Below are 12,564 nucleotides of genomic sequence, written 5' to 3'. Positions count from 1 at the left end.
AAACCCCGACATATATCATGCCGGGGTTTTTTTATGCTCTCAGCCTCAGAAGTTATACGTCAGCCCCACCGTATAGCGACGGCCATCCAGTACCGTGTCATACGTGTCGTAATCGATCTGTTTATCCAGAACGTTATACACCCCGGCGGTCACCAGCAGGTTTTTATTCGCGTTATAGCGCAGGCCAACATCCACCTGGGTATACGACGGCGTGCCCTGCGACATCGAGGTTCGGCTCAGGTATTCAGAGGTTTTACCACGGAAGTTCACCCGGCTCCAGAATCCCACGTCCTGTGTGGCCTGCCAGTCCAGCGTGGTGTTGAACATATGCTTAGGCATTTTGTTTAACGGCTTGCCAGAAAACTGACCGCTCTTTTGTTCTGATTCGGTATAGGTATAGTTCGCCGTCCAGTTGATATCGGGGGTGATTTTCCAGCCGAAGGTGGATTCCACGCCGCGCATAGTGGCTTCATCAACGTTGACGCGATCGCTGACAAAATCATACTGGGTGCTGCCGATGGTGCAGGCCGGGTCGGCGCTGCTGTTACAGCGGCGCACTTCGGTGATTTTATCTTTGAAATCGGTATTGAACAGGGTGACGCCTGCGTTAAGGTTTTCACCGTTATCCCACAGCAACGCCAGCTCTTCGCTCAGGCTTTTTTCCGGTTTCAGGTCCGGGTTGCCTACGATGATTCCGTTCAGACGGCCCCCGCCGGTGACTTGCCCCCAGCTTGCAGAGGACTGACGCAGATCCGGCGCGCGATAGCCCGCAGATACACCGCCTTTCAACGTCCATTGATCGTTCAGATGCCAGACGCCGTAACCGCGCGGTGTCCAGTTATCGCCGTAGTTTTCGTCTTTATCCATCCGAATGCCGCCGGTCAGCGTGAAGCTGTCGGTCATCGCCCATTCGTCTTCCGCAAACAGCGCCCAGCTCCAGCGGGTGAGTTTGTTCAGACCGTCTGCCGCTTCCAGTTGGTTGCCGTTGTCCGTCAGTTTTTCATAGCGATACTGACCGCCCAGCGTCAGCGTATGCGCCCCGAGGAAAATCTGGTTCTGGTTATTGAAGATGGTGTTATAGGACTTCATCTCACGGCCAGGATTGTTGGTTTCTTCCTGCTGGATGTAGCTGGTGCTGTTGACGTCTTCATAGTAGCCGCTGTGAGTCAATGAATATGTCGTATGCTCATAGCGGTTTTCGCTTTTGCTGTTCGGCTTGCAGGTGCCATTGCGGCAGGTTTCCGCCGCCATGGATTTACCCGGCGTACTGTTGCGATCCTGAAGCTCGCGGGCAATATCAAAATCGAAATCGTTTTTATCGTCCGGCGTGAAGTTCAGGGTCAGGCCGCCGTTGCGCAGGCGCTGTTCATTATAGCCGTTGACGATCTGGTCTTCCGCGCGGCGAGAGAGCAGGCCGGTCACTTTCGCCCCCAGCAGGCCGTCGATCAGCGGACCGGAGGCATAGGCGTTGGTCTGAAACAGATCGCCGGAATCACTGTCTTCCTGGAAGGTGGCGTCGCCATGCAGCGAGCCGCTCCAGCCTTTAGTGTTGGAGACTTTTTTGGTGATCACGTTAATCACGCCGCCCATGGCATCGGAACCGTACAGCGAGGACATCGGGCCGCGAATCACTTCGATACGTTCGATAGACTCCAGCGGCGGCAGCCAGCCTTGTTCGATACCGGAATTGTCGCTGTTCGGGCGGGTTCCGCGGGTGCTAATGCGTTTGCCGTTGACGAGGAACAGCGTGTACTGCGACGCCATCCCGCGGATGCTGATGTCGCTGCTGCTTCCGCCGCCGGTGACCACGACACCGGGGACGTCTTTCAGCGCGTCGGTCACGTCGCGATACGCTTTATCTTCAAGTTGCTGTTTGGTGATAACCGAAATCGACGCAGGCGCGTTCTGAATTTTCTGCTCAAATCCGGTTGCTGTCACCACAACGGTATCCTGATCGGCAGCCTGAACGAGCGATGGGAGGCATGCCGCGCCGACGGCGACAGCGAGAGCCTTAACGTGAGGTATGGTCATTTTGTCATTCCATTAAACGAGTAAAATCCGCTTGTCATGTAAAAGGCCATGACAACTGTATGTCTTTGTCTTTTAAGGACTCTTTGCGGTAAAGAAGCGGAAGAATTGTACAAAATAATCAATATTTGTAAACACAAATGATAATTGAAATCATTTGTGTTTAGTTGATTTATAAAGAAAAAGCTTGCAAGTCAACAGGATACGTAAACGTAAATGTGACGAAAAAATGAAGAAAAAAAGGAGATATGACGGAAAAATTGGAGAGGCGCGGCAAGCCCGGTAAACAGGAGAGGGCGCGTGCCCCCACCGACGTTGTGCCCGGCGACAGAGCCGGGCATGCGCATTATTTCATCAGATGTTCGGCGTGGAACCGCAGATGATCCTCTATAAAGGAGGCGATAAAGTAATAGCTGTGGTCGTAGCCCGGCTGAATACGCAGCGTCATGGGCCACGCGGTCTGCCGGGCGGCTTCCGCCAGAACGGCAGGCTGGAGCTGATCGGCGAGGAACTGATCGCTGTCGCCCTGATCGATAAGCGTCGGTATGGCCTCTTCCGGCTTGCTGGCATACATCAGCGCGCAGCTGTCCCATTGTGCCCAGTCGGCTTTATCCTCACCCAGATAAGCGGAAAAAGCTTTTTCGCCCCAGGGCACGCGGCAGGGGTTAACGATCGGCGCAAAGGCGGAAACGCTGGTATATTTGCCGGGGTTCTTTAACGCCAGTACCAACGCGCCGTGTCCGCCCATTGAATGGCCGCTGATCGCACAGCGATCGCTGACGTTGAATTGCGCCTGGATCAGCGCAGGCAGTTCGTCGCGAATATAGTCGTACATGCGGAAATGCGCGGCCCAGGGCTGCTGCGTGGCATTGAGGTAGAAACCGGCGCCCTGGCCGAGATCGTAACCGTCATCGTTGGCGACCGCGTCACCGCGCGGGCTGGTGTCCGGCATGACCAGTACCATCCCCAGTTCTGCGGCAATCCGCTGCGCGCCCGCTTTGGTGGTAAAGTTTTCGTCATTACAGGTTAAGCCCGAGAGCCAGTACAGGACCGGAGGCGGTGTGTTGTCGCGGGGCGGCGGAAGAAAAATGCTGAACGTCATTGTACAGTTCAGCGTGGTGGAGTCGTGTCGCCAGCGTTGCTGCCAACCTTCAAAACAGCGGTGCTCCTCAAGCATTTCCATGCGTGGCTCCTTGTTATGTGATCGGAATGTGTTCGCAAACGCCCCATAATACAGATAATTCATGGTGCTGTGAGTAACTTTCACTTCCGCATTCAGCAAAGATGCCTCATCATTTGCACAACGTATAATTAACAGATTTCCGCAGTCTGTTCTGGCGGCGGAACGAAAGGCAACGACGATTTCAATAATTATCGTTGTGAATACTGGATTATGTGCACGGCCTCACGCACAATAATCGGGCTGTCACACAGCCGACAAACTTTGCCCCACGCAGGGCAGAGGCGCCACACCTGCAGGAGAAAAATTGATGTCATCACTGAGTAAAGAAGCGGCTCTGGTACATGAAGCGCTGGTCGCGCGAGGGCTGGAAACACCGTTGCGCCCGCCCGTGCATGAGATGGATAACGAAACGCGCAAACGTCTTATCGCCGGCCATATGACCGAAATTATGCAGCTGCTTAATCTCGACCTGAGCGATGACAGCCTGATGGAAACGCCGCATCGCATTGCGAAAATGTATGTCGATGAAATTTTCTCTGGTCTGGATTACGCCAACTTCCCGAAAATTACCGTCATAGAAAACAAAATGAAGGTGGATGAAATGGTGACGGTGCGCGATATCACGCTGACCAGTACCTGTGAGCACCATTTTGTGACTATCGACGGTAAAGCGACGGTCGCCTATATCCCGAAAGATTCGGTGATCGGCCTGTCAAAAATCAATCGCATCGTGCAGTTCTTCGCACAGCGTCCGCAGGTGCAGGAGCGCTTAACCCAGCAGATCCTGACCGCCTTGCAGACCCTGCTCGGCACGAACAATGTCGCGGTATCGATTGATGCTGTGCATTATTGCGTGAAAGCGCGCGGTATCCGCGATGCGACCAGCGCCACCACCACCACTTCGCTCGGCGGTCTGTTCAAGTCCAGCCAGAATACGCGTCAGGAATTCTTGCGCGCAGTGCGTCACCATAACTGATCGGGGCAGAGGCTATGGCGCGAAATGTCACGCTGGATGTTGTTCGTGGCGTCGCCGTTCTGGGCATTCTGCTTCTGAATATCAGCGCCTTTGGTTTACCAAAGGCGGCTTACCTTAATCCTGCCTGGTATGGCGAGATTACCGCGCAGGATGCCTGGACCTGGGCTGTACTCGATGTGTTCGCCCAGGCCAAATTCCTCACGCTTTTTGCCTTGTTGTTTGGAGCGGGACTGCAAATGCTGCTGCCGCGCGGAAAACGCTGGATCCAGGCGCGACTGACCCTGCTGGTTTTGCTGGGTTTTTTGCATGCCCTGTTGTTCTGGGATGGCGATATTTTGCTGGCTTATGGCCTGGTCGGGCTGATTTGCTGGCGGCTGGTGCGCGATGCGCCTTCGGTAAAAAGCCTGATGAATACGGGCATTCTGCTGTATCTGGTCGGTATTGGCGTATTACTGCTGCTCGGCGCGATCTCTGACAGCCAAACCAGTCGCGCGTGGACGCCAGACGACGCGGCGCTTCTGTATGAAAAATACTGGAAGGTGAACGGGGGTATGGAAGCCATCAGCAACCGGGTTGACGCGTTGTCCAACAGTCTGCTGGCGCTGGGCGCGCAGTATGGCTGGCAACTGGCCGGGATGATGCTGGTCGGGGCATCGCTGATGCGCAGCGGTTGGCTGAAAGGGCAGTATAGCCTTGCCCACTATCGACGCACCGGTTTCCTGCTGATTGCCGTTGGCCTGCTGATTAATCTGCCTGCCGTGGTTGCGCAGTGGCAACTGGCGTGGAGCTACCGCTGGTGCGCGTTTTTGTTACAAGCGCCGCGCGAGCTGAGCGCGCCGTTACAGACGATCGGCTATGCCGCGCTGCTGTTCGGCTACTGGCCGCAGCTAAGTCGTCTAAAACTCGTATTTGCCATCGCCTGCGTTGGGCGGATGGCGCTGACCAACTACCTGCTACAAACGCTCCTCTGTACCACGCTGTTTTATCAGTTTGGCTTATTTATGCAGTTTGACCGTAGCACGCTATTGCTGTTCGTCATCCCCGTCTGGCTGGTAAACCTGCTGTTCTCGGTTTTCTGGTTGCGCTTCCTGCCGCAGGGGCCGGTAGAATGGGTATGGCGTCAGTTAACCCTGCGGGCATCAGGAGCGCGCATCTCTCATACATCCGGATAACGATCTGGATCACAATCATTAACAAAACGGATGTAAGCGCTTTCATCCCTGTGACCTTACTCACGTAGCGCTTTTCCTACCGCTGACAAAATAGCCGCCAGTTGTGCAGTGAACCACTGCATTGTCAAACAGGGTAGTGAATATGATCACCATACGTGATGTGGCGCGTCAGGCTGGCGTATCCGTGGCGACGGTTTCCCGGGTTTTAAACAACAGCGCGCTGGTCAGTCCCGATACGCGCGAGGCGGTAATGAAAGCGGTGACGCTGCTGGGCTATCGCCCCAACGCCAATGCGCAGGCGCTGGCGACGCAGGTGAGTGAAACCATCGGCGTGGTGGTGATGGATGTCTCAGATGCCTTTTTTGGCGCACTGGTGAAAGCGGTCGATATGGTCGCCCAACAGCATCAGAAATATGTCCTGATCGGCAATAGCTATCATGAGGCGGAAAAAGAGCGCCATGCGATTGAAGTGCTGATCCGTCAGCGATGTAACGCGCTGATCGTCCATTCAAAGGCGCTGAGCGATCGTGAACTGGGCGAATTTATGGATCAAATCCCCGGCATGGTGCTGATTAACCGTATCGTGCCTGGCTATGCTCATCGCTGCGTCTGCCTGGACAACATCAGCGGCGCGAAAATGGCGACCCGGATGCTGCTGAACAACGGTCACCAGCGGATTGGTTATTTGGCCTCCAGCCACGGAATTGAAGATGACGATATGCGCAGGGAAGGGTGGCTGAGCGCGCTTGGCGAGCAGGGGATAACGCCGCCGGAAAGCTGGACAGGCGTGGGCTCGCCGGACATGCAGGGCGGGGAGTCTGCAATGGTCGAACTGCTGGGGCGCAACCTGCAACTGACCGCCGTCTTCGCCTATAACGACAGCATGGCCGCCGGCGCGCTGACGGCACTCAAGGATAACGGCATTGCCATCCCGCTGCATCTTTCGATCATTGGTTTCGATGATATTCCCATTGCCCGTTACACCGATCCACAACTGACAACGGTGCGTTATCCCATCGCGTCAATGGCGAAACTGGCGACCGAACTGGCATTACAGGGCGCGGCGGGGACGCTGGACGCAACGGCGACCCACTGTTTTATGCCGACGCTGGTCAGGCGGCATTCCGTCGCCGCCCGGCAGAATGCGGTGGTGATCACTAACTCATGACGTCGGCAGATGTAACCGTTTTCAATATGTGAGTAAATTCACAGTATATTAACATTGCCGTCGCTATGATGGCACCGCTTAGCGCAGTGTAACTACGATGTAACCGTGAGTAATCACTTTTAACGAGTGAAAGCTGCTTTAAGCAAAATTAAAGCCTATTTCTGGAGCGTTACCGGGCAAGGAAGAACGATTTTTTTAAAAAGAGCCTCGGCGTTCAATTAACACTTCATTAACGTTTTGTCCCGCCGGGCATTTATCTGAAGCACTACCCTGCATAATAAAACCGGAGTTACCATGAATAAGAAGGTGTTGACCCTTTCTGCTGTAATGGCAGGCATGTTGTTCGGCGCGGCTGCGCACGCCGCGGATACTCGCATCGGTGTGACAATCTATAAATATGACGATAACTTTATGTCCGTGGTGCGTAAGGCTATCGAAGCAGACGCGAAAGCGGCGCCGGACGTCCAGTTGCTGATGAACGACTCGCAAAACGACCAGTCCAAACAGAACGATCAGATAGACGTCCTGCTGGCGAAGGGGGTGAAAGCGCTGGCGATCAACCTGGTCGACCCGGCGGCGGCTGGCACTGTTATTGAAAAAGCCCGCGGCCAGAACGTGCCGGTGGTTTTCTTCAACAAAGAACCTTCCCGTAAAGCGCTGGACAGTTATGACAAAGCCTATTACGTCGGCACTGACTCCAAAGAATCCGGTATTATCCAGGGCGATCTGATCGCGAAACACTGGGCGGCGAATCAGGGCTGGGATCTGAATAAAGACGGTCAGATTCAGTTCGTACTGCTGAAAGGCGAGCCGGGTCACCCGGACGCGGAAGCGCGTACCACTTACGTGGTTAAAGAATTGAACGACAAAGGCATCAAGACCGAACAGCTTCAGTTAGATACCGCCATGTGGGATACCGCTCAGGCGAAAGACAAAATGGACGCGTGGTTGTCCGGCCCGAACGCTAACAAAATTGAAGTGGTTATCGCTAACAACGATGCGATGGCAATGGGGGCGGTAGAAGCGCTGAAAGCGCACAATAAAACCAGCATTCCGGTCTTTGGCGTGGATGCGCTGCCAGAAGCGCTGGCGCTGGTGAAATCCGGAGCGATGGCCGGTACTGTGCTGAATGACGCCAACAACCAGGCGAAAGCGACATTCGATCTGGCGAAAAACCTGGCGGATGGCAAAGGCGCCGCAGACGGCACCAGCTGGAAAATTGAAAACAAAATTGTGCGCGTTCCTTACGTGGGCGTAGATAAAGATAACCTGGCCGAGTTCTCCAAAAAGTAAGACTGTTGGGCGCGATTGTGATCGCGCCCTTTAATCACGCACTCTGCGAGGCCGACAAGGTATAATTATGGTCAGCACAACGACACTGTCCTCAGGCGAATACTTGTTGGAAATGAGCGGTATCAACAAGTCTTTTCCCGGCGTTAAGGCACTTGATAATGTTAATTTAAAAGTCCGTCCACACTCTATTCATGCATTGATGGGAGAAAACGGCGCGGGGAAATCGACACTATTGAAATGTCTTTTTGGCATCTATCAAAAAGATTCTGGCAGCATATTATTTCAGGGGAAAGAGATCGATTTCCATTCAGCGAAAGAAGCGCTGGAAAACGGTATTTCAATGGTTCATCAGGAATTAAACCTGGTATTACAACGCTCCGTGATGGACAACATGTGGCTCGGGCGTTATCCCACCAAAGGCATGTTTGTCGATCAGGACAAAATGTATCGCGACACAAAAGCGATATTTGACGAACTGGATATTGATATCGACCCGCGGGCGCGCGTCGGGACGCTTTCCGTTTCGCAAATGCAGATGATCGAAATTGCCAAGGCGTTTTCCTATAACGCCAAAATCGTCATCATGGATGAGCCGACCTCGTCGTTAACCGAAAAAGAGGTTAATCATCTGTTTACGATTATTCGTAAGCTGAAAGAACGCGGCTGCGGCATTGTGTATATCTCGCATAAAATGGAAGAGATTTTCCAGCTCTGCGATGAGGTCACGGTGCTGCGCGACGGTCAGTGGATTGCCACTCAGCCGCTCGAAGGGCTGGATATGGACAAGATCATCGCCATGATGGTTGGACGCTCGCTGAACCAGCGTTTCCCGGATAAAGAGAACAAACCTGGTGAAGTGATACTGGAAGTGCGTAATCTGACGTCGCTGCGCCAGCCGTCGATTCGTGACGTCTCTTTTGATCTGCATAAAGGTGAAATTCTCGGTATTGCCGGGCTGGTAGGCGCAAAACGTACCGACATCGTCGAAACGCTGTTTGGTATTCGTGAGAAATCTTCCGGCACCATTACCCTGCACGGCAAAAAAATCAATAACCATAATGCGAACGAAGCCATCAATCACGGCTTTGCGCTGGTTACCGAGGAGCGACGTTCTACCGGTATTTATGCCTATCTGGATATTGGTTTTAACTCCTTAATCTCCAATATCCATAATTATAAAAACAAGGTCGGTCTGTTAGACAATTCGCGGATGAAAAGCGACACCCAGTGGGTTATTGACTCCATGCGGGTAAAAACCCCTGGCCACCGCACGCAAATTGGTTCGCTTTCCGGAGGCAACCAGCAGAAAGTGATTATTGGTCGCTGGCTGCTGACCCAGCCGGAGATATTAATGCTCGACGAACCCACGCGTGGAATTGACGTTGGCGCCAAATTTGAAATCTATCAGTTAATTGCGGAACTGGCCAAAAAAGGAAAAGGGATCATCATTATCTCCTCCGAAATGCCGGAATTGTTAGGGATAACCGATCGTATTCTGGTCATGAGCAACGGACTCGTGTCTGGAATTGTTGATACTAAAACGACCACGCAAAATGAAATTTTGCGTCTTGCGTCTTTGCACCTTTAAGATCAGGGGCTCCTCATGAGTGCGTTAAATAAGAAAAGTTTTCTCACTTATCTGAAAGAGGGCGGTATTTACGTCGTTCTTTTAGTTTTACTGGCAATTATTATTTTTCAGGATCCCACGTTCTTAAGTCTGCTTAACCTGAGTAACATTCTGACTCAGTCCTCGGTGCGCATTATTATCGCCCTCGGCGTGGCGGGGCTGATCGTCACCCAGGGGACAGACCTGTCAGCCGGGCGTCAGGTCGGGCTGGCGGCGGTGGTTGCGGCAACACTATTGCAGTCGATGGAGAACGCCAATAAGGTCTTTCCGGAAATGGCGACCATGCCGATTGCGCTGGTGATCCTGATTGTCTGCGCTATTGGCGCGATTATCGGCCTGATCAACGGCATCATTATCGCCTATCTGAACGTGACGCCGTTTATTACCACGCTGGGTACGATGATTATCGTGTACGGTATTAACTCCCTGTATTACGACTTCGTTGGGGCATCGCCGATTTCCGGCTTTGACAGCGGTTTCTCGACCTTCGCGCAGGGCTTTATCGCGTTAGGCAGCTTCCGGCTTTCCTATATCACGTTCTACGCACTGATCGCCGTGGCGTTCGTGTGGGTGTTGTGGAACAAAACCCGCTTCGGTAAAAACATTTTCGCCATCGGCGGCAACCCTGAAGCGGCGAAAGTGTCTGGCGTCAACGTCGCGCTGAACCTGCTGATGATCTATGCCCTCTCCGGCGTGTTCTACGCGTTTGGCGGTTTGCTGGAAGCGGGGCGTATCGGCTCCGCCACCAACAACCTCGGCTTTATGTATGAACTGGATGCGATTGCCGCGTGTGTCGTAGGCGGCGTATCGTTTAGCGGCGGCGTTGGGACGGTGTTGGGCGTGGTGACCGGGGTCATTATCTTTACGGTTATCAACTACGGTCTGACCTATATCGGCGTTAACCCGTACTGGCAGTACATTATCAAGGGCGGCATTATCATTTTCGCCGTTGCGCTGGACTCCCTGAAGTACGCACGTAAGAAGTAACCGGCAGGACAAAAAAACCGGCGCTGAGCCTCTGTGCCGGTTTTTTATTTAAAGAACACTAACCAGACGCCGACAACCAGCGCGCCAACGGCAACGCCAAAATAGGCGATAACGTAGCTCCAGTAGACGCCCGGCTGCCCGGTCCGCTGAATGATAAGCGGCGTCTGCGAGCCTTTTACCGTTTTTTCTACACTGCCTGCGCGTAGCGCTTTGAGCCCTTCACGAAAGGTCCACAGGACGATCATCAGTACGCCAATGACGATAAAAATCGTTTTATCTTCCATGTTATTTTCCCAGTTTCTTTTGCAATTCCAGCAATTGCTCTGGCGTAACCGCCGGGTAACCCTGCGCGTCATCGGGGATCTGATGCTGTGTCGGGATAGGCACCAGCGGGCCGAGGAAACGCGGTTCACGCTTAAACAAGTACAGGTCCGCCAGCGCGCCAAAGCGTGCGCCAAACTCGCGAACCCGAACCGTCAGCATATCCTTCGGCGACGGGACGGCGTAGCACTGCGCCTGAATGCCCATATGCAGAGCGATAAACAGCGCGCGCTCGCAGTGGAAGCGCTGAGTGATGATAATAAAGTCGTTGGTGTCAAAAACCTTGCGGGTGCGGACAATTGAATCCAGCGTGCGGAACCCGGCATAATCCAGCACGATGTCCGCCGGATCGACGCCTGCGGCAATCAGATCCTTACGCATGGTTCTCGGTTCGTTATAACTCTGCAGGGCGTTGTCGCCGCTAAGCAGCAAATAGTTCACTTTCCCGCTGTTATAGGCGTTGAGCGCGCCCTGAATGCGGTAACGGTAGTACTGGTTGATGACGCCAGCGCGATAATATTTCGCGGTGCCGAGCACCACGCCGACCTGACGATAGGGAAGGTCCTGCAGTTCATCATAAATATAGGGCGCGGTTTTCCAGCTCATCCAGCGGTCAAGGCCGAGCACGGTCAACAGCAGCAAGCCGATCAGGACTAACAGGCTGTAAAAAACGCGCTTTAGCATGAAGAAAACTCGGTAACGGGATGAAATTTCAATCAGGCTACTTTACCCGCCTGCGAAGCGCAAGAAACGGCAGTCTGTTTGAAGGGATTTTCAGCAATACGCCCGGGAAAAAACGCGTAACATCCAGGCAGGAAAAGGCAACGGCAATTGAGAGAGAGGGAGGATGTTGCTCACGCCGGCCTGGATGATGACAGGTTTATGCTAACAATACGCGGTCGATATTATTGCAGCCCAATGCCTTCAGCGTTGCGGCGGTGGCATCCCACTGAATCAACGAGGCATCCGCTTTTTCCGCCAGCACCGCCCGCTGAATATCGGCAAAATCATATCCGTTGAGATTCAATAAATTCAGCGCGCCCTGAAGCGGCGGCAGAGTCGGGTTAAACGCCGCATTTTCGGCGTAGCTTCCGCTAAAAATGTTGCCGTCTTTGCACGCCAGCGCCACGCCGCTTGGTGACTGGCTGTAAGGCATATGTGAGCGGTTCGCCGCGGCAACGGCCGCCTGCGCCAGCGCGTCGCCTTCGGCGGAGAAGCCATGATCCTGCTCGTCCATCAAGAGCGTCTTAATGTCCAGATCTTTAGGGCCGAAGGCGTCCGGCAGATAGTCGCGCAGGGTATGCGGTTCGCGTCCTGGCAGATGAATGCGCAGATCCAGCCCGCTGTTCAGTTCATTCATAAACTGACGACAGTGACCACATGGCGTGTAGTTGACAGTGATCGCCGCAAGGCCTTTTTCCCCGCGCAGCCACGCGTGACTGATAGCGCTTTGCTCGGCATGGACGGTTTGCTGCATGGTGGCGCCCAGATATTCCATATTGCCGCCGAAATACCACGTGCCGCTGACGCCGCGCGCAATCGCGCCGACGTTGAAATGGGAGAGCGGGGTACAGGCGCAGGCCGCAGCCAGGGGCAGCAGCGCAAATGCCAGCGCGTCTTCGTCAAGTCCCGTGGCGCTTTTCAGCCACGCGACCTGCTCTGCGGTCAGCAAGGCGGGGAAATGCGTTTCCGCCAGGATCGGCGCCAGCGCTGATTGCAAATTATCCGCAAGTTGGCCAAAGGCAGTGTGAAAACGTGGGTGCATGGCGTTGCCTCAAAATAATGTAATGGGATCGTAGTGTACGGGCC

The 12,564-nt window shown here is 53.9% G+C and carries 11 protein-coding genes; 6 read left to right on the top strand and 5 right to left on the bottom strand.

All coding sequences use genetic code 11. The features are described from left to right. Positions 1-45: 45 nt before the first annotated feature. Positions 46-2,031, bottom strand: a complete 1,986-nt coding sequence (locus CSE01S_RS04015) for a ligand-gated channel protein (protein WP_042284512.1) — start codon at positions 2,029-2,031, stop codon at positions 46-48. A 343-nt stretch (positions 2,032-2,374) separates the two neighbouring features. Beyond that, a complete protein-coding gene (fghA, locus tag CSE01S_RS04010) occupies positions 2,375-3,211 on the bottom strand; it encodes an S-formylglutathione hydrolase (RefSeq protein ID WP_042284510.1) in 837 nt (278 codons plus the stop codon). Positions 3,212-3,518: 307 nt separating this feature from the next. Here fghA and folE point away from each other — a divergent pair, with 307 nt between their 5' ends. From folE to mglC, 6 genes are all read left to right on the top strand, one after another. Beyond that, positions 3,519-4,187 carry a GTP cyclohydrolase I FolE gene (folE, locus tag CSE01S_RS04005; RefSeq protein ID WP_042284508.1) on the top strand — a complete coding sequence of 223 codons (669 nt, stop codon included), beginning with the start codon at positions 3,519-3,521 and terminating at the stop codon, positions 4,185-4,187. 14 nt (positions 4,188-4,201) lie between these two features. Next, positions 4,202-5,359 (top strand): DUF418 domain-containing protein YeiB, encoded by a 1,158-nt coding sequence (gene yeiB / locus CSE01S_RS04000; RefSeq protein WP_042284505.1) that lies wholly within the window; start codon positions 4,202-4,204, stop codon positions 5,357-5,359. A gap of 142 nt (positions 5,360-5,501) precedes the next feature. After that, complete coding sequence (galS, locus tag CSE01S_RS03995; protein WP_042284501.1) at positions 5,502-6,527, top strand: HTH-type transcriptional regulator GalS; 1,026 nt, start codon at positions 5,502-5,504, stop codon at positions 6,525-6,527. A gap of 294 nt (positions 6,528-6,821) precedes the next feature. Then, positions 6,822-7,820 carry a galactose/glucose ABC transporter substrate-binding protein MglB gene (gene mglB, locus CSE01S_RS03990; protein ID WP_042284499.1) on the top strand — a complete coding sequence of 333 codons (999 nt, stop codon included), beginning with the start codon at positions 6,822-6,824 and terminating at the stop codon, positions 7,818-7,820. 67 nt (positions 7,821-7,887) lie between these two features. Beyond that, a complete protein-coding gene (mglA, locus tag CSE01S_RS03985; protein ID WP_042284498.1) occupies positions 7,888-9,408 on the top strand; it encodes a galactose/methyl galactoside ABC transporter ATP-binding protein MglA in 1,521 nt (506 codons plus the stop codon). Between the two features lie 15 nt (positions 9,409-9,423). Beyond that, entirely contained in the window at positions 9,424-10,434 is a 1,011-nt protein-coding gene (gene mglC / locus CSE01S_RS03980; protein ID WP_042284495.1) for a galactose/methyl galactoside ABC transporter permease MglC, read from the top strand. A gap of 44 nt (positions 10,435-10,478) precedes the next feature. Here the strand turns inward: mglC and CSE01S_RS03975 are convergent, their stop codons facing one another. The 3 genes from CSE01S_RS03975 to cdd form a co-directional block, all read right to left on the bottom strand. Beyond that, entirely contained in the window at positions 10,479-10,718 is a 240-nt protein-coding gene (locus CSE01S_RS03975) for a DUF2542 family protein (RefSeq protein ID WP_042284493.1), read from the bottom strand. Between the two features lies 1 nt (position 10,719). Then, a complete protein-coding gene (gene sanA / locus CSE01S_RS03970) occupies positions 10,720-11,439 on the bottom strand; it encodes an outer membrane permeability protein SanA (protein WP_042284490.1) in 720 nt (239 codons plus the stop codon). Between the two features lie 196 nt (positions 11,440-11,635). Next, positions 11,636-12,520, bottom strand: a complete 885-nt coding sequence (gene cdd, locus CSE01S_RS03965) for a cytidine deaminase (protein WP_042284488.1) — start codon at positions 12,518-12,520, stop codon at positions 11,636-11,638. Between the last annotated feature and the right edge of the window lie 44 nt (positions 12,521-12,564).

Source organism: Citrobacter sedlakii NBRC 105722, assembly GCF_000759835.1.
GTDB classification, from domain to species: domain Bacteria; phylum Pseudomonadota; class Gammaproteobacteria; order Enterobacterales; family Enterobacteriaceae; genus Citrobacter_A; species Citrobacter_A sedlakii.
This window is presented reverse-complemented; position numbering and strand designations above follow the sequence as displayed.